Below are 20,945 nucleotides of genomic sequence, written 5' to 3' on the forward strand. Positions count from 1 at the left end.
CACAAACCAAGTGCTCTGATTCAGACCATTTGATCTGTTTTATTCGTCTCGATGGCGTCAGGTCGTTGTTCCGTAGCGTTTTTCCTGTACTGGCATGGATGCTGCTAATGCCTGCGTGTGCGGTCCTCATCGGCCATTACCCTCAGGAAAACGTCTATGTACAAGAAACTGTTGCCCGGGACATTGTGTGCGGCCGTAGCGTTGGGAGCGGTCGGCCTCGCTCAGGCTGAAGGATTGACCCTCGAAGGGAAGCCGAAAATCGCCATGGTGTATATCAGCCCGCGCAATGATGGCGGCTGGACTCAGGCCTTCGACGAAGCACGTGTGAAGCTTGAAAAGGATCTGGACACCAAGATCCAGTACGTCGAGAGCGTGCCCGAGAACGCCGCGGCCATTACGCCGGTGGTCGACCGCCTCATCGCACGCGGTGCCAACATCATCGTCGGCACTGCGTTCGGCTACTCCGACACCTTTCTTGCACTGGCCAAAAAATACCCGAAAGTCGCGTTCCTGAATGGCTCGGGCACCACCAATGCGCCCAACCTCGAATCGTTTTACGGGCGTACCTACGAGAGCCAGTACCTGTGCGGTATGGCCGCTGGTGCGGCCTCGAAGACCGGCAAGCTGGGCTTCGTCGCCGCTAACCCGTTCGGCCAGGTCAACTGGACCATCAATGCCTATGAACTGGGCGCCCGGCAAATCAATCCGAAGGCCACCGTCAACGTGGTCTATACCGGTGCATGGAACGATCCGGTCAAGGAGCGCGCGGCCACCATGGCGCTGATCGACAACGGTGCCGATGTGGTCGGTCAGCACGTCGACAGCCCGACACCGCAGATCGTCGCACAGGAGCGGGGCATTCATGGCACCGGCCACCATCGTGACCTGAGCGAGTTCGCTCCCAAGGCGACGGTCTGCTCTTCGCTGTGGGTCTGGGATCGCTTCCTCGGGCCGGAGCTGAAGAAAATCATTGCCGGCAACTGGACGCCGCCTGCCAATGGCGCGCTGCTGTCGATGCAGCAGGGCGGTACCGATATCAAGCTGACTGCGGACACGATCATTTCCGATGCGGACCGCAAGAAGATCGAGGCCGAGCGCGCCGAGTTGCTGGCCGGCAGGAAAATCATCTACAGCGGTCCGCTGGCCGATCGTGACGGTAAGGAGCGAGTGGCGGCCGGTCAGCAATTGTCTGACCCGGACCTGTGGAAAATGGACTGGTTCGTCGAAGGCGTGAAGACTCAGCAATGAGTCAGGTCAATGCGCTGCAACTCACCGGCATCAGCAAATCGTTCGATGGCTTCAAGGCGCTGATCGATGCCGACTTCACCGCCTGTTGGGGGGAAGTGCATGCGCTGCTGGGCGAAAACGGTGCAGGCAAGTCCTCACTGATGAACATCGCCGCTGGGCTGTACGCACCGGAAACCGGCACCCTGCTGCTGGACGACAACCCGGTTCAGCTTCAGGGACCTAGGGACGCCAGCCGCTACCGGATCGGCATGGTTCACCAGCACTTCAAGCTGGTGAAACCGTTCACGGTGGCGCAGAACATTCTCCTGGCGCTGCCCGAGCAACCTGGCGAAGGCAGCTATCGCAAGCGTCTGCGTGCGCTGGAACAGGAGATTGTCGGCAAGGCCGAGGCGCTGGGTTTTGCGATTGATCCGGCGCGTACCGTCGACAGCCTGTCAGTCGCCGAGCAGCAGCGTGTCGAGATCCTCAAGGTGTTGCTGGCCGGTGCGCGGATTCTGATACTCGATGAACCGACAGCAGTGCTGACCGATCAAGAGGCCGAGCGTCTGCTGCTGACCGTTCAGGCATTCGCCCGACAAGGCGCGGCGGTGGTTCTGGTCACGCACAAGATGGCTGACGTCAAACGCTATGCCGACCGGGTAACCGTGATGCGTGGCGGGCGCACCGTGCAAACCCTTGACCCGCAGAAGGTGAGTGTCGAGCAACTGGTGCAGCTCACGGTAGGTGAATCCGTGCCGGTTGCCGAACATCAACCGTCGACACCCGGCGAGGTGCGTTTGCAGGTCAAGGACTTGCGCAGCGTCGGCAGCAGTACGCTCAACGGTGTCAACCTGAGCCTGCACGCCGGGCAGATTTACGGCATCGCAGGCGTGGGCGGCAATGGTCAGGCTGAACTGGCCAACGCCCTGATGGGGCTTCCGCAAGCCACTGAGGGTGAAATCCACATGGCCGGGTTTGGCGATCTGCGCGGCGCGTCGGCCGATCAGCGTCGGCAGTTGCGCATTGCCTCGATCCCGGCCGACCGCTACGGCGCGGCGCTGGCCGGGTCGCTGTCGGTGGCCGAGAACTTTGCCATCGGCAACCTCCACAGCGGGCAATACGGCTCTTTCTGGCGCCTAGGCTACAAGCGTCTGAAACAGGATGCGCAGCGCGCCGTGGCGGACTTCGACGTACAGGGCGTGCGCTCTCTCGATCAGAAAGCTGCGTTGTTGTCGGGAGGCAACGCCCAGAAACTGGTGATCGCCCGCGAATTCAGCCGCGACCCGCAATTGGTGCTGGTGCACAGCCCGAGCCGGGGCCTGGATGTGCGTGCCACACAGGCGGTGCATGCCCGCTTGCGAGCGGCTCGGGACGCGGGCGCTGCGGTGCTGGTGATCAGCGAGGATCTGGACGAAGTATTGGCCCTGGCTGACCGTGTCGGCGTGATGAACGGCGGGCGCATCGTCGCCGAGTTCGCGCACCCTGCCGACCGGCAAGCCATCGGCAAAGCGATGGTGAGCCATGACTGAATCAGTACATCCGATGAAATCCGCACGGCAACCGTTGCTGGCGCGGCGCTACACCCTGGAACTTCGTCAGCAGACCGGCTGGCTATTGCAGGCGCTGATCATTGCCCTGGCGTTGCTGATCGGGCTGGCGATCTGCACCACCATTCTGATTCTTGCTGGCGTGCCTGCTGACGAGTTGCTCAACGAATTCGTCGTGCAGACGGTGTTCGATGGGCAAAACTTCAAGGCAGTGCTGTTTCAGGCATCGCCAATGATCATGGTCGGGCTCGCCGGTTGCATGGCGTTTCGGGCGCGTTTCTGGAACCTGGGGCTGGAAGGCCAGATGATCTGGGGGGCGATTGGCGCTACGGCGATCTCGCTGTTTCAGGTGGGGCCGGAGGCCTTGCGTTTGCCGCTGATGATGGCGGCAGCCGTCATCTGCGGATTGGTGTGGAGCCTGGGCCCGGTGCTGCTTAAGCTCAAGTGGCAGGTCAACGAGATCATCTCGACGCTGATGCTCAATTACATCGCCGCCAATTTCCTCCTGCACCTGGTGTACGGCAGTTGGAAGGACCCGCGAGACAACTTTCCCTATTCCCCCGCGTTCCAGAGCTTCGAGCGGCTGCCCGACCTGTTTGCCGGGTATAACGCGGCGATCCCTCTGGCGCTGCTGGTCACCGGTCTGACCCTGTGGTTCGTTGGTGTTTCGCGAGCGGGGTTGTACCTGCGCTTCGTCGATGCCAACCCTAAGGTCGCCGGGGCCGTGGGCGTCCCGGTGCGCAAGATGATCATCGGCACCGTGCTGCTGTCGGGCGCGCTGGCGGGGCTCGCAGGTTTTGTCGTGACCTCGGGGCAGGAGGGGCGCCTTACCCAGTCGTTCTATCAGGGCTACGGGTTTTCCGGGATTCTCATCGCTTTTCTGGCCCGCAACAACCCAGTGGCCGCAACCGTGGTCGCGCTGCTGATCGCCATGCTGTTCGTCGCCGGACGCAATCTGCAGGTGTTCTATCAGATTCCGTTTTCGATGGTGCAACTGATCCAGGCCATTCTGGTGATCTGCGTCGCGTCCTCGGACTTTTTCATCCGCCATCGCCTGCGGCGCATTCAGGCAGGAGAACGTTGATGGAGCTTATTTCCCACTGGCTGGGCAGCGCACCGGATTTTGCCGTGCCGTTCGCCCTGGCAGCGCTGGGCCTGATCCTCATCGAGCGCAGCGGCGTACTGGCGCTGGGCGTCGAAGGGCTGATGCTGGTCGGCGCACTGGCGGGCATCGGCATGCAGTTGAGCCTCGGCTCGCCTGGCCTTTCGCTGCTGGCGTCGATGGCGGCGGCAGGTCTGGTGTCGTTGCTGTTCGCGCTGATGGTGCTGGTGCTGCGGATCAATCAGGTGATCGCCGGGCTGGCGCTGGTGTTCTTTTGTCAGGGCTTGACCGGGTTGCTGGGCACGCTGCTGGGCTGGACCAACCGCCCGGTCAGCGGCTTGCAGGCGGTCGAGCTGTGGCCGTTGTCCGAGCTGCCTGTGGTGGGCCGGGTCTTTGTGCAGAACCCGTTGGTGTACCTGACCGTGGTGATTTTCATCGCGGTGGTCTGGCTGCTCGATCGTACGCGCACCGGGCTGCGTCTGCGCGCCGTCGGCGAGAACCCGCAGGCCGCCGATGCCGCAGGTATTTCCGTACTTGGTTACCGCTTGGCAGCGATTGTCGTTGGTTCTGCGTTGATGGGGCTGGCCGGCGGTTTCATTGCCGTGCTCAGCACCAAGATGTGGATCGCCGACATGACTGGCGGGCGCGGCTGGATTGCGGTTTCGCTGGTGATATTTGCACGCTGGTCGCCCTGGCGTGCGCTGGCTGGCGCCTTGCTGTTCGGCGGGATCGAGGCACTGATTCCGCAATTGGCGGCAACCGGCGTGCGCCTGCCTCAGTATTTCGTCCTGATGACGCCCTACGCGGTCACCCTGTTGGTCATGGTCTGGGTGGCGAGCGGCAAGCGGCAATCGAGCAGCCAGCCCGGTGCGCTGGGTGAACCTTACATTCGCGAGGAGCGTCGCTGAGCGATGCGCGCAGAAGCACGCAAGACGGGCGGTTCAGCACGGGTTAAGGAATTTTTGATAGCGGGTATGCTCTAATCCGGTTACCAGCGTTCGTCAAAACCAGGAGCTCCTGAATGTTTACCTCGCGTCGTTTGATCATTGTTGCCACCGCCGTAGCCATGCTTTCCGGCTGTGCAACATCCAATCCCTATGACAATCAAGGCCAGGCGCAAAGCTCCGGTGGTATGAGCAAAACGGCCAAGTACGGCGGGCTCGGCGCATTGGCGGGTGCGGTCGCTGGCGCGGCCATCGATCACAATCATCGCGGCAAGGGTGCCCTGATCGGCGCTGCAGTGGCGGGTGCCGCATCGGCGGGTTACGGCTATTACGCAGACAAGCAGGAAGCTGCGTTGCGCGAGAGCATGGCCAATACTGGTGTCGAGGTACAGCGTCAGGGTGACCAGATCAAACTGATCATGCCGGGTAACATCACCTTCGCGACGGACTCTTCGGCCATTGCCAGCAGCTTCTATTCGCCGCTCAACAACCTGGCCAGTTCGCTCAAGCAGTTCAACCAGAACAACATTGAAATTGTCGGGTACACCGACAGCACCGGCAGCCGCCAGCACAACATGGATCTGTCGCAACAGCGTGCCCAGAGCGTCGCGACTTACCTGACTTCGCAAGGCGTCGATCAATCGCACCTGTCAGTGCGCGGTGCAGGGCCTGACCAACCGATTGCCAGCAACGCCGACGTCAACGGTCGCGCCCAGAACCGCCGTGTCGAGGTAAACCTCAAGCCGATTCCGGGCCAGCAGTACTGATCAATGCCGCTCCGCTCGCAGGCTGGCTGACGGCGGGGCAAAGAAGTGGGAGCTAACCTGCTCGCGAAGGTGATGGCCTCTTCGCGAGCAAGCTCGCTCCCACGAGTCACTATCAATGCTGCGCCGGATACTGCTCATGCAGGCTGTCCAGCAGCCGGTCTTTCTCTTCCCAAAGCGTATTGATCCACTGCTGGAATTCCAGGCGGTATTCGCCGTCCTGGTCGTAATTTTTGCCGAGAAACTGCTGCGGGATTTTGATCTCTTCGAAGTGCGCAACCACTTCCCTCACGTTACCGCACAGCAGGTCCCAGTAGCCGGGTTGTCCGCCAGGGTAATGGATGGTCACGTTGATGATTGACTCCAGCTGTTCGCCCATCGCATCCAGCACGAAAGCAATGCCGCCGGCCTTGGGCTTGAGCAGGTAGCGGAACGGCGAGTTCTGTTGCGCGTGTTTGCCGGCCGTGAAGCGCGTGCCTTCGGCGAAGTTGAAAATCCCCACCGGGTTATGGCGAAACTTCGCGCAGGTGCGGCGGGTGGTTTCCAGGTCCTTGCCTTTCTTTTCCGGGTGTTTGGCAAGGTACGCCTTGGAGTAGCGCTTCATGAATGGAAAGCCCAGCGCCCACCACGCCAGACCGATCACCGGAACCCAGATCAGCTCCTGCTTGAGGAAAAACTTCAATGGGCGAATACGCCGGTTGAGCACGTACTGCAAGACCATGATGTCGACCCAGCTCTGGTGATTGCTGGTGACCAGATACGAGTGCTGGTAATCCAGCCCTTCCAGACCGCTCAGGTGCCAGCGGGTGTGGCACAGCAGTTTGATCCAGGCATTGTTGTTGCCGATCCAGGTTTCATGGATGTGGCTCATCAGCCAGTCGGTGAAACGCTGTGCCGCAGAGAAGGGCAGGCAGATCTTGAGGATCGTGACCGCGAACAGCACCGTGCAGCAGACGATGGTGTTCAGCGCCAGCAACAGCGAGGCAATGACGCCGCGTAATGGGGCAGGCAGGAAATCCATGAAGGAGATGGCTCCGCAAGTTATCGGAAGCCGCAGACTGCTCTGCGGCACTCGTGTCAGGTATCAGGACAGCGTGTCGGCCTGTATGGCTGTCAGCGCGATGGTGTAGACAATGTCGTCGACCTGCGCGCCGCGCGGCAGATCGTTTACCGGTTTGCGCAGGCCTTGCAGCATCGGGCCGAGGCTCACACAGTCGGCACTGCGTTGCACCGCCTTGTACGTGGTATTGCCGGTGTTCAGGTCCGGAAACACGAACACGTTGGCGCGTCCTGCGACCGCGCTGTCCGGAGCCAGCTGTCGGGCGACCTGTTCGTTGGCGGCCGCATCATACTGCAGCGGCCCGTCGATCAATAGATCGCGGCGGGTTTCGCGTGCCAGTTGCGTCGCTTCGCGGACCTTCTCGACCTCTTCGCCGCTGGCCGAGTTGCCGCTGGAATAACTGATCATCGCCACGCGCGGCGAGATGCCGAACGCAGTGGCCGAATCGGCGCTCTGCAAGGCAATCTCGGACAGCTCGCTGGCGCTCGGATGCGGGTTCATGATGCAGTCGCCGTACATCAGCACCTGCTCGGGAAAGAGCATGAAGAACACTGAAGACACCAGCGTGCAGCCTGGCGCAGTCTTGATCAGTTGCAGGGCTGGCCGGATGGTGTTGGCGGTGGAGTGAATGACGCCGGACACCAGCCCGTCTACCTCGTCCAGCGCCAGCATCACCGTACCGATCACCACCGGGTCTTCGAGCTGTTGCTCGGCCATGGGGGCATTCAGGCTTTTGCTTTTGCGCAGTTCCACCATCGGCGCAACATAGCGTTCGCGAATCAGGTCCGGATCAAGAATTTCCAGCCCCTGCGGCAGCTCGATGCCGTGCGCCTGCGCAACGGCGTGCACTTCCTCGGGTCTGGCCAGCAACACGCAACGCGCGATACCGCGCGCCTGGCAGATGGCGGCGGCCTGGATGGTCAGCGGCTCGTTGCCTTCAGGCAGTACGATGCGCTTGTTGGCCGCCTGCGCGCGCTGGATCAACTGATAGCGAAACACCGCGGGCGACAGGCGCAGCTCGCGGGGCGTGCCGCAGCGCTGGTGCAGCCAGTTGGCGTCCAGATGACTGGCAACGAAATCGGTGATGTTTTCCGCGCGCTCGCGGTCATCGATGGGGATTTCCTTGTTCAACTGATTCAGGCGATTGGCCGTGTCATACGAGCCGCTGCTGACCGACAGCACCGGCAGCCCCGCCTGCAGCGCGCCGCGACACAGCTCCATGAGGCGTGGGTCGGGCACGGTATCGCTGGTCAACAGGAGGCCGGCCAGCGGTACGCCGTTTATGGCTGCAAGGCTCACCGCCAGGATGATGTCGTCGCGGTCACCCGGCGTCACGACCAGCACACCCGGCTTGAGCAACGGAACCGTGTTGAGCACGGTACGGGCACAAATGATGATTCTGGTCATGCGGCGCTGATCGTAGTCGCCTGCGTTCAGCACCTGCGCGCCGAGCAGCTCGGCCACATCGCGGGTACGCGGTGCGTTGAGTTCGGCGCGATACGGAATGCAGCCCAGCAGGCGAAAGTCGCCACTGCGCAGCAACGGCGAGTGCTCTTTCAGGCGCGAGGCGAAGACTTCCATGCTCTCTTCGGTGCGCACCTTGTTGAGTATCACCCCCAGCACCTTGGGGTCCTTGGGGCCGCCAAACAGCTGGGCCTGCAATTCGACCCTGCCCGACAGATCGGCGAGCACTTCATTTTCCGGGGCGGAGACCAGAATGACTTCGGCATCCAGGCTCTTGGCCAAATGCAGATTGACCCGCGCGGCATAGCTCGCGCTGCGGGTCGGGACCATGCCTTCGACCACCAGCACATCCTTGCCGACCGCTGCCTGTTGATAAAGATTGATGATCTCTTCGAGCAGTTCATCCAGTTGACCATCACCGAGCATGCGCTCGACATGCGCCAGCCCCAGAGGCTTGGGTGGCTTGAGGCCGTGGGTGCGAGCCATCAGTTCGGTCGAGCGCTCGGGGCCCAGATCGCCGGGGTGTGGCTGGGCGATCGGTTTGAAAAAGCCTACTTTCAAGCCGGCGCGCTCCAGCGTGCGCACCAGTCCCAGGCTGATGGAGGTCAACCCCACGCCAAAGTCAGTGGGGGCGATAAAAAAAGTCTGCATACTGGCTTCTCGATTGAGCAGTGCAAGGGGTCGCAGCACATAGGGAAGCGCTGCCGACCGAAAAAGTCCGGAAACCGTCTAACGCGATTTCTCTGCGGCAAGACTATCGTTATCTGCGGCGTTCGCACACCAGCCGCAACGAAAGGCTTTACCGGTCATCTGTTGACGCTGTGCAGGGTCGAGTACCCAAGGGCGTGACTGCCACGGAGGATCATGACGCAGGTGCTGGGTGTGGCCGCACGACAGCAGCGCGAACCAGTGCCCGTGCTCGTCCTGTCTCAGATCGATAACGATTGAACCTTTCAAAGCGGGCCGTCCGTCAGAGTTGCGTTCGCTTTCGGGCGATTGCTTGGTTAAACTTGCCCGTTCTTCAATCTTAAGCAAAAGGTCTTGTCCCCATGCCGATCGCCGCCAATAAGGCTGTCTCCATTGACTATACCCTGACCAACGACGCTGGTGAGGTCATCGACAGTTCTACCGGTGGTGCGCCGCTGGTTTACCTGCACGGTGCAGGCAACATTATCCCGGGCCTGGAAAAGGCACTGGAAGGCAAGGAAGTAGGCGACCAGCTGAACGTTGCCGTCGAGCCCGAAGACGCCTACGGTGAGTACTCGGCCGAACTGGTCAGCACCCTGAGCAGCAGCATGTTCGAAGGCGTCGACAAGCTCGAAGTCGGCATGCAGTTTCACGCTTCCGGCCCGGATGGCGGCATGCAGATCGTGACTATCCGTGATCTGGAAGGCGACGATGTCACCGTTGACGGCAACCATCCGCTCGCGGGTCAGCGTCTGAACTTCGACGTGAAGGTTGTGGCCATCCGTGATGCCAGTGAAGAAGAAATGGCGCACGGCCATGTTCATGGTGAAGGCGGCCACCAACACTGATTTGTGCTGCTAAGCTCAGGCACTGAAAAGGCGCCCTGGCTGTTCTGCGATGACGACTTTCGTTACGCGTGCGGTCACGGTGCCTTTTTTCGGGTTGTAGCCTGGGGCGACTTGTTTCAAAAGGGGTTCTCATGAGTGCTTTTCACGACATCAAATTGAAAGCGCTGGGTGGCCAGGAACTGCCGCTGGCGAATTTCAGGAACAAAGTGGTTCTGGTGGTCAACGTCGCGTCCAAATGCGGGCTGACACCGCAGTACGCGGCACTTGAAAACCTCTATCAGCAGTACAAGGACCAAGGCCTGGAGATACTGGGTCTGCCGTGCAACCAGTTTGCCGGGCAGGAACCAGGTACCGAGCAAGAGATCGCCGAGTTTTGCCAGCTCAACTATGGCGTGACGTTTACGCTGGGTGAAAAACTCGACGTCAACGGCCCTGATCGTCACTCGCTTTACCGTTTGCTGGCGGGCGAGGGTGCCGAGTTTCCCGGGGATATCACCTGGAACTTCGAAAAGTTTCTGGTCGGCAAGAACGGTGGTGTCAGCGCACGTTTTTCTCCGCGTACCACTCCGGATGATCCTGCCGTGATCCAGGCCATTGAAAAGGCCCTGGCGCAAAGCTGATCGTATAGCCGGGGTAGCATTTCGCATTCGCCCGGCTTTCTTGCGCGCTCGTCGCTTCTGAACTCAAATCAGCCAGATCAATAGTACTGGGCCACCGCTGACGCCCGGCGATATTCTGCGCGCCTGATGGCAATCGACCATTTCACAGGAGTTGCGCATGTCGGCAGAAGCCTTGTTCACGCCTTTCCGTCTGGGCAGCCTGGAGCTGTCATCGCGTGTGGTCATGGCCCCCATGACCCGTTCGTTTTCGCCAGGGCACGTGCCCAACTCGAAGGTCGTCGAGTACTACCGGCGGCGCGCGGCGGCAGGTGTCGGGCTGATTATCACCGAAGGTACGACGGTCGATCACAAGGCATCCAACGGTTATCCGAATGTCCCGCAGTTTTTCGGTGACGCGCCACTGGCCGGCTGGCGCAAGGTGGTCGAGGCAGTACATGCGGAGGGCGGCAGCATCGTTCCGCAACTCTGGCACGTCGGCGCAGTTCGCCGTCCTGGCACCGAGCCGGATGGCAGCGTGCCTGCCTACGGGCCGATGGAGAAGGTCAAGGACGGTCAGGTGCTGGTGCATGGCATGAGCAAGCAGGACATCGACGAAGTCGTGGCGGCCTTCGCCCAGGCTGCCGCCGATGCCAAGGCAATTGGCATGGACGGTGTCGAAATTCATGGGGCTCACGGTTACCTGGTCGATCAGTTCTTCTGGGAAGGCAGCAATCAGCGCAGCGACGAGTACGGCGGCAGCCTCGCCAACCGCTCACGTTTTGCCCTCGAACTGATCAAGGCCGTGCGCGCCGCCGTGGGCCCGGACTACCCGATCATCTTCCGTTTCTCACAATGGAAGCAGCAGGATTACGCCGCGCGTCTGGTACAAACGCCCGAGGCGCTGGGCGAGTTTCTGCAGCCTCTGGCCGACGCTGGTGTGGATATCTTTCATTGCTCTACCCGGCGTTTCTGGGAGCCTGAGTTCGAAGGCTCCGACCTGAACCTGGCGGGCTGGACGCGCAAGCTGACCGGCAAACCGACCATTACTGTCGGCAGCGTCGGACTGGACGGCGAGTTCCTGCAGTTCATGGTCAACACCGACAAGGTCGCTCAGCCGGCCAGCCTGGAAAATCTGCTGAAGCGGCTGGGCAACGACGAGTTCGATCTGGTGGCGGTGGGACGTGCGCTGCTGGTCGATCCGGATTGGGCATTGAAAGTGCGCGAGGGCCGCGAGCAGGACATCCTGCCTTTCAGTCGAGACGCACTGATGACACTGGTCTGATCTTCTTGCTGGCTACCGGCCTGATCTCTTTGGCATTTACAGGTTTTTCGCCGGGGCAGGCCTCACGCAATTGCCGTTCGAACTGATCGATTATCGCCGTCCAGCCTTGGCGACTGGCGTGTTGACGAGCATTGAGGCGCACCCGGCGCAATGTTTCGCTGTCTTCCAGCAACCAGCGCGCCGCGTCGATGAATGCCGCCTCGTCACCCGGCATGGCCAAGGCCCCATTGTGGCCATGACGAATATGCTGCCCGGCAGCGGCTTCATCGTAGGCGACCACGCCGAGGCCTGAGGCCAGCGCTTCAAGGACCACGTTGCCGAACGTTTCGGTCAGGCTGGGGAACAGAAACATATCTGCCGAGGCATAGTGCATGGCCAGCACTTCACCGCGCTGAGTGCCGCAGAAGATCGCATCCGGGATCTGCTCCTCAAGCTGCTGGCGCTGCGGTCCATCGCCGACAACAATCAGTTTGATATTACGTTGCGGGTAACTGTCCTTTAGGGTTTCGAAGCTGGCTTTGAGCAAGCCCAGGTTTTTCTCGGGTGCCAGGCGGCCGACGTGTATGACGCCGATATCACCTGCTTGCAGGCCCCAGCTTTCGCGCAGAGCCTGCGAACGCCTGGACGGGTTGAACATCTGGCTGTCGACACCACGAGACAACAACTCGATCCTTTCAAAGCCGCGCCGCTCCAGTTCCACCTTCTGGCTGATGCTCGGTACCAGCGTCATGCGTGAGCGGTTGTGGAACCAGCGTAGGTAGTGGGTCAGCAGCCGAGTGATAAACCCCATGCCGTATTGCTGCGTGTACTGTGGAAAATTGGTGTGAAAGCCGCTGATCACCGCTATTCCCAAGCGCCGAGCTGCCCGTAGCGCCGACAAACCCAGCGGGCCTTCAGTGGCGATATACAACACATCCGGTCGACGCCGCTGCCAGCGGCGCAACAGCTTGTGCATAGAAGACTGACCCCACTGCAACCCCGGGTAACCCGGTATCGGCCAGCCCCGGCAGAGCAGCAGGTCCTCCGCAGCGCCCGCTCCGATCTCGTCGTTCTGACGTGGCCGCACCAGCTCGACCCGGTGCCCGCGCAACCGCAACCCTTCACAAAGACGCCCCAGGGTATTGGCAACGCCGTTGATCTCGGGAGTGAAGGTTTCAGTAATCAGGGTGACATTAAGAATTTGGCTCATGGGAGCAGTTTCGGCGGGTTACATTTCGGTTATGTGGCGGTTGTGTGAACTTCAAGTGGCTTCACATCAACCGCCCCGATTCATCTCACTCGGCGATTTTTAGGGTCGGCGATTCGCTCCATGGCTGCAGGTTTTGGCAGAAATCCCTTGTCGTCGACCACAGATCTGAGCTGCTCAAGGCTCATGTTTTCCATAAAAAAGGTCGAGCGGGGCTGGATATGTTTGCCCAGAGTGGCAGGTTCGGTCGCTGTAAGGTCTTCGACCCTCTGGCTCAATATCTGAGCAAATCTACCTGATCGCGATTGCGGGAGTGTTTCGAGACCTGCAGGTCGGTTGGTATTGATGGGTTTGACTGTTGCGGTATTTACGATGTTTTCCATTGCTCTATGCTCCTGTTGTCTAGACGCAACAGAGCAAGCGTAATGCCAATATTGATACATTAGTTTGGTCCTACACGCTTGAACCGAGTGGGCAGGGTGTTAATTTTTTTTACCTACAGAGACGGCTTACATGAAATTTTTTGAAACGCTGGTAATGTTTGTTCTTTAGCGGCAACCGCTTGCCGACTGTCAGGTAGACGAGTTTGGTAATGGTTGTAAGGCTTGAGGCTTTTGTTTGTGGGAAGCTTCTTTGTGGCTATATTTTTTTGCAGGGTTTTGATTCGTCTGATAGCATCCGCTCTCTTTTCAAAGGGATATGAAATGTCAGATTTAATGTATGCGCCACCGAAAGCCGGCCTGGAAAAAGATGAAACGGATAGTAGAGGTCCGGAATTTTATGTCGTGTCTCTAAAGAAATTCTTCATTCTGTATCTTTTGACATCGGGCTTTTTCGCGATTTACTGGTTTTATCGAAACTGGTCGCTGAACAAGAAATTTTCAGGCAGTAAGGTGTGGCCCGTTGCGCGTGTGATCTTCGCCGTTATTTACGCCTTTCCACTATTTCGCACTGTGGACAAAAGTTTGCGGCGACAGGGGCGTGGTCACATGGCGTACTGGGCGATTAGCGGCTTGGTGTTGCTGGCGTTGACTATTGCGGGGATGGTGCTTTCGCAAGGTGTTTCCGGGCATATGCAATTCAAACCGGTCGGCGGCTGGCTGGTATGGGCCGTTCTGCTGGCCACTGCGCAAACATTTAATTTAATGCTGGTGCAGTCGAAGATGAATGCTGCGGCGCTTGATCCAGATGGAAGTACCAACTCAAGATTGACATGGGCCAATGGCATATGGATTCTTGCCGGGTGTGCAATCTGGTTGATGAGTATACCGACCTACCTCTCTGCGTCTGCTGCAGGGTAGATGCTATTGATGCCAATGGAAGTGCCGAACAGATCATCCATTATCTATTCGGCACTTTTTCAGGCTTTGTTGTCACTCGGCCATTCAATCAGAGCATTCAGCCCAGGTCACTGACCAGTTGGCCGATCACTTCACCCACCTTGGCCAGGTCCGGAGCAGCCAGGCGATGTTCATCAGCATACGAATACGCCACGCTGAACAGGCCTGCGGTGCGAGTAGAGTAAAACGGAGCGTCTTTCTCGAAAACACGGTTGGCTGCCTCTGCAGTCAGGGAGCTGGAACTGATGACCAAACGTTCTTCCGGGTTATTTACACCGTTGATGTAAACGTTGTCCGGATTGATCGACCATTCGGCCAGTTCACTGACCAGAAAGGCGCGGATCTTTTCCTGAACGGTTGCGTTGTCGGTGGTCAGTGCAGCAGGATTTACTTGAGCATTCATGATTTAACTTCCTTGTTAAGTTCATGTGTCGCTGAGTTTCATGGAAGCTGGCTTCACATGAACGGATTGATTGAGGCCCCATTTAGCCTTGGTTGGCGGGGTGAGTTGCGGTGCATATTTATATGCGTGTGATTTTTCTTCGGGTGTGCCGAACCGCATGGCGCGGCCCGGCAGGTCGGCATTCAGCCCCGTGCGTGGGTCACCGGCAACGCATCCGCGCCGCGCTCGCGCACCCAGAACAGCGTTGCACCGGCCACTGCCGCGGGCATCATCAGCAGGTTGACCACCGGGATCAGCAAGGCGACGTAGACAATGCCGCCGAAGCTCAGGCTTTGCCAGCGCTTGCTTTTCAGCCAGCCGAGCATTTCGTTCCAGCCCAGCTTGTGGTTGTCGGCGGGGTAGTCGATGTACTGGATCGCCATCATCCACACCCCGAACAACAGCCACAGCGGGGCGGCGATGATGTTGGCGACCGGGATGAACGACAGGATGAACAGGCCGAGCATGCGTGGCAACATGTAGCCCAGCTTGCGTGCTTCGCGGGCCAGGGTGCGGGGCACCATGGCAACCAGTTCGGCCCAGCTGAAATCGGGCGATTCGTCTACGCCACGAACCACAGCTTCGACCTTTTCGGACAGAAACCCGTTGAACGGTGCGGCAATGATGTTGGCGACCATGGTGAAAGTGAAAAACACCATCAGCAGCACCAGCGCCACGAACAGTGGCCAGAGGATATAACTGAGAAAGCTCAGCCAGTGGGGCAGGGTCGGCATGAAGGTGTCGACCCACAGCTCGAACTGGTGCACCGCCAGATAGATCAGGCCGCAGAACAACACCACGTTGATGCTCAATGGCAGTAGAACGAACAAGCGCAAGCCAGGGCTGAGGACCAGTTTCAGGCCCTCTTTCAGGTATTGCGGGCCGGTAAGGGCGGGAGCGGGCATGGGAGTCTCCGAGTGCTTGAAAGGCGTGACCTTACCGGCTTTGTGATGGCCATGAAAGAGCGGAGCGCCGACGGTTTTTTGAGCATGTCAGACTTGTGGCGTATCCTTGGCGACGAAGAATATCCGGATGGCGCCGCTTTCAAGCGCCCGCGCTATAGAAGTGACCTATAGGGTGGATTGTGAAACGATATTTCCTTAACCTCTGCGGCCCCGATAGGCTGTTCGGCAATCTAGGACCTGTCCTTCAGGTCAGAATTTTCAGGACCTGCCGAACCAAACGACGCTTCCCCAAGCGTTTCGGTGGTCCTTTTTATCCAGCCGTCCCGACCGCGGCGTAAACGGTCGGTCGATAGGAGTGTGTCATGTCAGACGTACGTCATTCCCGAGTGATCATTCTCGGTTCCGGCCCTGCCGGTTACAGCGCTGCGGTCTACGCCGCTCGCGCCAACCTCAAGCCTCTGCTGATCACCGGCATGCAGGCTGGCGGCCAATTGACCACGACTACAGAAGTTGATAACTGGCCAGGCGACCCGCACGGTCTGACCGGTCCTGCGCTGATGGAACGCATGCGCGAGCATGCCGAGCGTTTCGAGACTGAAATTGTCTTCGACCACATCAATTCCGTTGACCTGGCTGGCAAGCCGTTCAGCCTGCAGGGCGATAGCGCAACCTACACCTGCGATGCTCTGATCATTGCCACCGGCGCCAGCGCCCGCTACATGGGCCTGCCATCGGAAGAAGCGTTCATGGGCAAGGGTGTGTCTGCCTGCGCCACCTGCGATGGCTTCTTCTATCGCAACCGTGAAGTCGCAGTGGTGGGTGGTGGTAACACGGCGGTTGAAGAGGCGCTGTATCTGGCCAACATCGCCAGCAAGGTGACCCTGGTTCACCGTCGCGAAACCTTCCGTGCCGAGAAGATCCTGATCGACAAGCTGCACGCACGTGTCGCCGAGGGCAAGATCGAACTCAAGCTCAACGCCACACTGGACGAAGTTCTGGGTGACAACATGGGTGTGACCGGTGCGCGCCTGAAGAACAACGACGGCAGCAGCAGCGAGCTGAAAGTCGACGGTGTGTTCATCGCGATCGGCCACACACCAAACACCTCGTTGTTCGACGGTCAGCTGGCGTTGAAAGACGGTTACATGGTTGTGCAGGGTGGCCGTGAAGGCAACGCCACGGCGACCAGCGTCGAAGGTGTATTCGCTGCCGGCGACGTGGCTGACCACGTGTATCGCCAGGCCATTACCTCGGCCGGTGCCGGCTGCATGGCGGCACTGGACGTCGAGCGCTACCTGGACGGGCTGGCTGACGTACCGTTCTGATTTGCTCTCGTGCCCAAGCGCTCGTCGCTATACACAAATCATATGGGAGCGATCCGCATTGCTCGCGAAGAGGTCAGCACATCCCCCGGAAACAGGGTGTTTGAACCGATGCCTTCGTGAGCAAGCTCACTCCCACAGTGGGCTGTACTCTGCCTCATGCTGTGTTTAACCCCGTTTTCCGGGCTTACCAGGACGCGTGTATAGCGTGGAGTGCCCAGGTATGGGCACTAGAACGATGTGATTTCAACCCAGCCGATCAAGCCTTGCGCTTGAGCGGCTCGCCTTCAAACTTTACACCCGCCAGACCATTCGCGATCAGCGCACGGATATTGCCGTGGTCGCTGCCTTCAGGTGTGGCTTGTACCGAGCGGTAATGCTCGCCGAACGCCAGCAGTGCCTCCTCGTCAGTCAAGCCTTCCAGTAGCGCCAGGCCCAGCGTCTTGCACGACCCTTCGTTTTGCCCGGCAGCATTGTCGACGTCGCCGTTTCTGAAGGCCTGAGGCTGGTAGTCGTAGCCTTCGGCGATGAACGCCAGGGTGTCGGCAAACGCATGCTCGCCGCTGCGCAGGCGGGTGCGCAGGGAATTCAGATCAGTCATGTTGTTTGGTTTCCTTGACGAACGCCGCCTGTTGTTCGGCGTTCGCTTCTTTCTGATAGCGGGCTTTCCACTCGCTGTATGGCATGCCATAAACCACTTCTCGCGCATCATCGAGGGTGAGGTCGATGTGCTTTTCGTCAGCGGCGGCCTTGTACCACTTGGACAGGCAATTACGGCAAAAGCCGGACAGGTTCATCAGGTCGATGTTCTGGACATCCTTGCGGCTGTCCAGATGCGCGACCAGTCGGCGGAAGGCTGCGGCTTCGAGTTCGAGGCGTTCTTGCTCGGTCATGACGGGCTCTTTTCAGTAGACGGTTGACGTCATGATAAGAGTTTCAGCGTTGACCGGCGAGCGTGATCGATACCGACTCGGCAAAGCGCAGGGCATGCGGCTTGTCGACTTCCACTTCAGCGTAGGTCACCGCCTCGTGGCTCATCACCAGATCCAGCACTTCCTGGGTCAGTCTTTCCAGCAGGGCAAAGCGATTGCCCTCGACGTGCTGGATGATGGCCTTGGTGATGGTGCGATAGTTGAGGGCATGCTCGATGTCGTTATCCCGGACCGCTTCCTGAGCGGCATAGAGAATCGTCAGGTTGATCAGCACGTCCTGTTTGTTGAGGATTTCGTCCTCATTGATGCCGATGAAGGTACGCAGGCGCAGGTCCTTGACCCGGATGCGCGCGGTGCCAGGTTCGAGTCTTGCCATTATTGTCTGCTCCGTCCGATCAATTGCAGAAACTCCATGCGTGTGGTGCTCGAGTCACGGAAGGCCCCCAGCATCACTGACGTGTTCATGGTTGAATTCTGCTTTTCGACGCCGCGCATCATCATGCACATGTGCTGGGCTTCGATGACCACAGCCACACCGGCGGCTCCGGTGACTTTCTGAATCGCATCGGCAATCTGTTTGGTCAGGTTTTCCTGAATCTGCAGACGGCGGGCAAACATGTCGACGATGCGTGCGATCTTCGACAGGCCCAGTACCTTGCCGGTCGGAATGTACGCCACATGCGCCTTGCCTATGAACGGCAGCAGGTGGTGCTCGCAAAGCGAGTACAACTCGATGTTCTGGACGATGACCATTTCATCGTTGTCGGAGGCGAACAGGGCGCCATTGACGATCTCTTCGACGCTCTGGGTGTAGCCATGACACAGACACTGCATGGCTTTGGAGGCGCGTTTCGGCGTATCCAGGAGACCTTCGCGGTCTGGATCTTCACCAAGGCCGAGCAGAATGTCTCGATAGTGCTGGGGCAGGGACGAACTCATCAGAATGATCCTCGGGGCGGCTTACTTGACGTGCCGTCCGCCGTTTACGGTCAGTGTTGTGCCGGTGACATAGGTGCTGTCCAGAAGGTAACGCAGGCTCTGGTAGATCACTTCTGCACCAGGCTCTATGCCCAGGGCCGACTTGGCCAGGGCGTTGGCGCGGTAGGCCGCATCATCCTTGGGTTGAAACATCAACAGCGCCGGTGCTATGCCGTTGACTTTGACAAGTGGGGCGAACCTGGCGGCGAAGGACAGCGTCAGGCTTTCCAGGCCGGCCTTGGTTGCGCAGTAGGCGATATGCTTGCTGCTGCCCTTGCGGGTCACGTCATCGCTGATATGCACGATGTCAGCGACCTCACTGGCGGTCAGCAACGACTCGCAATGCAGATTGATCAGGTAGGGCGCCAGCATGTGCACGTTGAACATGCGTGTGAAGTTGTCGGCTTCATCGCCCGGTGTTTCTGCCAGCCACTCGGAAGCGTTGTGGACAATGGCCCGCAGGCTTGAGGTCTGGGTTTTCAACAGCTCGACAAAAGCCATGATGCCGGCTTCGCAGGAAAAATCCCCGTGGATGGCCACCGCGCCGGCTTGGCGCAGTTCCGTCACACTTTCGTGCTCGGTGCGATAACTGATGATCACCCGTTGCCCGTGTTCCAGCAGACGCAAGGCGCAATGCAGGCCCACGCGCTGGCTGGCGCCGGTGATCAGGATAGGTGCAGAAGACATTGCCATCGACAGCTCACGTATCGGTTATCCGTAGTGGACGGGGATTGTACGGTCGATTGTTTCTTCCGGTTTACAGGCAAAGTTATACCAGAGAATTTTTTTGTACAACCCTGGACATCATGAAACTCGCCGAGGCAGTGCTCGAAGGCGCTGAGCACGGGGAGGCTGAGGGAACGAGCGGGGCTGGGGCGCGACCAAGACCTGTACCGAGGTGTAAAGGTGTACAGGTCTTTATGAGTCTAGCGAGGGGAAGGTGATTGCGTAGGGCGTGCCGGTGCAGGCGTGCTCTGCAGCCAGGGTGCGAGCAGGCGCGTGGACAGCGGGATGAACAGGTAGACCATCAGCGGGGTGAGCACCGCTGTACTGATCATGATGCGCGGTAACAGGTCCAGATGATTGAGCAACGGGCCGAGTAGAAAGTTGAAGATCAGCGACACGGGGAAAAACGCCAGCCAGATCGCGACAGCCTGTTTCCAGCGTGGCGGACGCTGATCGATTGCGCCGAACCAGCCGTCGATGCCGCTGACCCGATGCTCCGAAGGTTGTGCGAAAAGACCGCTGCCGCGCACCAGCCAGGAGCGTCGGGAGGCGGAATGCTCCCAGGCGTGCATGGTGTGCTCATCGGTGAAGCGGAAAATGATCTGAAATTCGTCGTCGCCGGGCGGCGGCGCCAGTACCCCTGAACCCAGATACCCTGGAAAGTCCGTGGCCAACTGTTCGCCTTCGTGCAGCCAGGCCATCATTTCATGGTAGCGACCCTGCGCCACGCGGCGTGCAACCATCAAGGTGACGGGTGAGGTAGACATTGTATATCTCCGGTAGAGGCGTGAAATTCCCGGGTAGGGAGGTCACATGCCGCGATCCGGGATGGTGGGTCGCGACAGCTTCACGTAAACAGCAAGCAAGGATTATTCCTGAAACGCTGATAGACCGGTAGAGCGTTGTCGGGCAGGCAGGTTACTTGTGCAAGGATGGATGCTTGCGACGATGCTCTTGCAGGATGTACTGGCGCAAGCGCTCGGCATCGTCCTTGCCATGCTTGCTGAAATGATAGGCACCGACGTTTTGCCCGATCATTCGCTCCAGCTTGCCGCGCATCGGAATGGGCGCTTGACCCGGCGGGTTGAACCAGGCGGAAAAGTTTCTCGGCAGCTTGCCTTCCTTGCGGTACTCGAGCAACACACCCTTGAACGACAACTCATGAACCCAGAGTGCCGTCAATGCACCCTTTTCTGTTTCGAGAGGGATGGGTTCTTCCAGCACAAGCCGCCATGGGCGGATCTTCGGGCCTTCCTCGAAAATACTCGGCGCGCCGAGCTCCAGATGCAGTGCGTGGAATTCGTCCTCGACCAGATGCAGCGGGAAATTCATCTGCTGATTCTCGAACTGCGCATGGATCGTGACCTGCTCATGAGCGGCCAGTCTGGTCAGCAGATCCTGAATCTGGATGCCACCGTTGACCAGCAGGCTACGCGTACTGTCACGTACGTTCAGCTGAGGGTTGCGGTGCATGCTCTGGATAAAATCCAGCTCAGCCTGGGTGAGTAGTGAATCAGGTTGCATGGGCGGAGGCTCGGTCTAACCGGTTATTGAGAACAAAGACCATTGATTCCGTAATGTGTTCGGACC

General features: G+C 59.3%; 24 protein-coding genes. 10 read left to right on the top strand and 14 right to left on the bottom strand.

Features of this window, described 5'->3' with window-relative positions; all coding sequences use genetic code 11:
• Positions 1–156: 156 nt before the first annotated feature.
• The 5 genes from PCPL58_RS07320 to PCPL58_RS07340 all read left to right on the top strand — a co-directional run bounded on the left by PCPL58_RS07320 (position 157) and on the right by PCPL58_RS07340 (position 5,587).
• Positions 157–1,248 (top strand): BMP family ABC transporter substrate-binding protein, encoded by a 1,092-nt coding sequence (locus PCPL58_RS07320; protein WP_003365515.1) that lies wholly within the window; start codon positions 157–159, stop codon positions 1,246–1,248.
• Complete coding sequence (locus PCPL58_RS07325; RefSeq protein WP_065349132.1) at positions 1,245–2,756, top strand: ABC transporter ATP-binding protein; 1,512 nt, start codon at positions 1,245–1,247, stop codon at positions 2,754–2,756. The genes PCPL58_RS07320 and PCPL58_RS07325 overlap by 4 nt, the downstream gene beginning before the upstream one ends.
• Complete coding sequence (locus PCPL58_RS07330) at positions 2,749–3,858, top strand: ABC transporter permease (RefSeq protein ID WP_065349133.1); 1,110 nt, start codon at positions 2,749–2,751, stop codon at positions 3,856–3,858. Before PCPL58_RS07325 ends, PCPL58_RS07330 begins: the two co-directional genes overlap by 8 nt.
• On the top strand, positions 3,858–4,784 hold the full coding sequence (locus PCPL58_RS07335; protein WP_054080658.1) for an ABC transporter permease: 927 nt from the start codon (positions 3,858–3,860) through the stop codon (positions 4,782–4,784). Before PCPL58_RS07330 ends, PCPL58_RS07335 begins: the two co-directional genes overlap by 1 nt.
• 113 nt (positions 4,785–4,897) lie before the next feature.
• A complete protein-coding gene (locus tag PCPL58_RS07340) occupies positions 4,898–5,587 on the top strand; it encodes an OmpA family protein (RefSeq protein WP_003433676.1) in 690 nt (229 codons plus the stop codon).
• A gap of 112 nt (positions 5,588–5,699) precedes the next feature.
• Here PCPL58_RS07340 and PCPL58_RS07345 read toward each other — a convergent pair whose 3' ends face one another.
• The 3 genes from PCPL58_RS07345 to PCPL58_RS29235 all read right to left on the bottom strand — a co-directional run bounded on the left by PCPL58_RS07345 (position 5,700) and on the right by PCPL58_RS29235 (position 9,143).
• Positions 5,700–6,605, bottom strand: coding sequence for an acyltransferase (locus PCPL58_RS07345; RefSeq protein WP_065349134.1), 906 nt, complete (start codon positions 6,603–6,605; stop codon positions 5,700–5,702).
• Positions 6,606–6,668: 63 nt separating this feature from the next.
• Positions 6,669–8,759: a phosphate acetyltransferase gene (gene pta / locus PCPL58_RS07350; RefSeq protein WP_065349135.1), complete on the bottom strand. Its 2,091-nt coding sequence runs from the start codon at positions 8,757–8,759 to the stop codon at positions 6,669–6,671.
• 78 nt (positions 8,760–8,837) lie between these two features.
• Positions 8,838–9,143 (bottom strand): DUF3565 domain-containing protein, encoded by a 306-nt coding sequence (locus PCPL58_RS29235; RefSeq protein WP_003365499.1) that lies wholly within the window; start codon positions 9,141–9,143, stop codon positions 8,838–8,840.
• A gap of 14 nt (positions 9,144–9,157) precedes the next feature.
• Here PCPL58_RS29235 and PCPL58_RS07355 point away from each other — a divergent pair, with 14 nt between their 5' ends.
• The 3 genes from PCPL58_RS07355 (at position 9,158) to PCPL58_RS07365 (ending at position 11,524) form a co-directional block, all read left to right on the top strand.
• On the top strand, positions 9,158–9,643 hold the full coding sequence (locus PCPL58_RS07355; RefSeq protein ID WP_003365497.1) for an FKBP-type peptidyl-prolyl cis-trans isomerase: 486 nt from the start codon (positions 9,158–9,160) through the stop codon (positions 9,641–9,643).
• Between the two features lie 131 nt (positions 9,644–9,774).
• Positions 9,775–10,263, top strand: coding sequence for a glutathione peroxidase (locus PCPL58_RS07360; protein ID WP_065349136.1), 489 nt, complete (start codon positions 9,775–9,777; stop codon positions 10,261–10,263).
• A gap of 157 nt (positions 10,264–10,420) precedes the next feature.
• Positions 10,421–11,524, top strand: a complete 1,104-nt coding sequence (locus PCPL58_RS07365) for an NADH:flavin oxidoreductase (protein WP_044309923.1) — start codon at positions 10,421–10,423, stop codon at positions 11,522–11,524.
• Here the strand turns inward: PCPL58_RS07365 and PCPL58_RS07370 are convergent.
• Both PCPL58_RS07370 and PCPL58_RS07375 read right to left on the bottom strand, forming a co-directional pair.
• Positions 11,493–12,713, bottom strand: a complete 1,221-nt coding sequence (locus PCPL58_RS07370; protein WP_003365490.1) for a glycosyltransferase family 4 protein — start codon at positions 12,711–12,713, stop codon at positions 11,493–11,495. The genes PCPL58_RS07365 and PCPL58_RS07370 overlap by 32 nt on opposite strands.
• 80 nt (positions 12,714–12,793) lie before the next feature.
• Positions 12,794–13,093: a hypothetical protein gene (locus PCPL58_RS07375; protein WP_065349137.1), complete on the bottom strand. Its 300-nt coding sequence runs from the start codon at positions 13,091–13,093 to the stop codon at positions 12,794–12,796.
• A gap of 321 nt (positions 13,094–13,414) precedes the next feature.
• Between PCPL58_RS07375 and PCPL58_RS07380 the strand changes: the two genes are divergently transcribed.
• On the top strand, positions 13,415–14,011 hold the full coding sequence (locus tag PCPL58_RS07380) for a hypothetical protein (RefSeq protein WP_065351013.1): 597 nt from the start codon (positions 13,415–13,417) through the stop codon (positions 14,009–14,011).
• 97 nt (positions 14,012–14,108) lie between these two features.
• Here PCPL58_RS07380 and PCPL58_RS07385 read toward each other — a convergent pair whose 3' ends face one another.
• Together PCPL58_RS07385 and cysZ are read right to left on the bottom strand one after the other, a co-directional pair.
• On the bottom strand, positions 14,109–14,453 hold the full coding sequence (locus PCPL58_RS07385) for a hypothetical protein (RefSeq protein ID WP_065349138.1): 345 nt from the start codon (positions 14,451–14,453) through the stop codon (positions 14,109–14,111).
• Between the two features lie 182 nt (positions 14,454–14,635).
• A complete protein-coding gene (cysZ, locus tag PCPL58_RS07390) occupies positions 14,636–15,397 on the bottom strand; it encodes a sulfate transporter CysZ (protein WP_065349139.1) in 762 nt (253 codons plus the stop codon).
• 362 nt (positions 15,398–15,759) lie between these two features.
• Here cysZ and trxB point away from each other — a divergent pair, with 362 nt between their 5' ends.
• A complete protein-coding gene (gene trxB, locus PCPL58_RS07395) occupies positions 15,760–16,722 on the top strand; it encodes a thioredoxin-disulfide reductase (RefSeq protein WP_065349140.1) in 963 nt (320 codons plus the stop codon).
• 256 nt (positions 16,723–16,978) lie between these two features.
• Here the strand turns inward: trxB and PCPL58_RS07400 are convergent, their stop codons facing one another.
• From PCPL58_RS07400 to PCPL58_RS07430, 7 genes are all read right to left on the bottom strand, one after another.
• Complete coding sequence (locus tag PCPL58_RS07400; RefSeq protein ID WP_003365480.1) at positions 16,979–17,320, bottom strand: HopJ type III effector protein; 342 nt, start codon at positions 17,318–17,320, stop codon at positions 16,979–16,981.
• Complete coding sequence (locus tag PCPL58_RS07405; RefSeq protein WP_065349141.1) at positions 17,313–17,612, bottom strand: DUF1244 domain-containing protein; 300 nt, start codon at positions 17,610–17,612, stop codon at positions 17,313–17,315. The genes PCPL58_RS07400 and PCPL58_RS07405 overlap by 8 nt, the downstream gene beginning before the upstream one ends.
• Before the next feature lie 43 nt (positions 17,613–17,655).
• Positions 17,656–18,027 carry a dihydroneopterin triphosphate 2'-epimerase gene (gene folX, locus PCPL58_RS07410; RefSeq protein WP_003316983.1) on the bottom strand — a complete coding sequence of 124 codons (372 nt, stop codon included), beginning with the start codon at positions 18,025–18,027 and terminating at the stop codon, positions 17,656–17,658.
• Positions 18,027–18,590 carry a GTP cyclohydrolase I FolE gene (folE, locus tag PCPL58_RS07415; RefSeq protein WP_065349142.1) on the bottom strand — a complete coding sequence of 188 codons (564 nt, stop codon included), beginning with the start codon at positions 18,588–18,590 and terminating at the stop codon, positions 18,027–18,029. The genes folX and folE overlap by 1 nt, the downstream gene beginning before the upstream one ends.
• Before the next feature lie 21 nt (positions 18,591–18,611).
• Complete coding sequence (gene folM, locus PCPL58_RS07420) at positions 18,612–19,322, bottom strand: dihydromonapterin reductase (RefSeq protein WP_003433655.1); 711 nt, start codon at positions 19,320–19,322, stop codon at positions 18,612–18,614.
• 233 nt (positions 19,323–19,555) lie between these two features.
• On the bottom strand, positions 19,556–20,122 hold the full coding sequence (locus PCPL58_RS07425; RefSeq protein WP_003346204.1) for an antibiotic biosynthesis monooxygenase: 567 nt from the start codon (positions 20,120–20,122) through the stop codon (positions 19,556–19,558).
• A 151-nt stretch (positions 20,123–20,273) separates the two neighbouring features.
• Positions 20,274–20,879: a hypothetical protein gene (locus PCPL58_RS07430; protein ID WP_003365472.1), complete on the bottom strand. Its 606-nt coding sequence runs from the start codon at positions 20,877–20,879 to the stop codon at positions 20,274–20,276.
• Positions 20,880–20,945: the final 66 nt, after the last annotated feature.

The sequence above is a fragment of the Pseudomonas cerasi genome (assembly GCF_900074915.1).
GTDB lineage: Bacteria > Pseudomonadota > Gammaproteobacteria > Pseudomonadales > Pseudomonadaceae > Aquipseudomonas > Aquipseudomonas cerasi.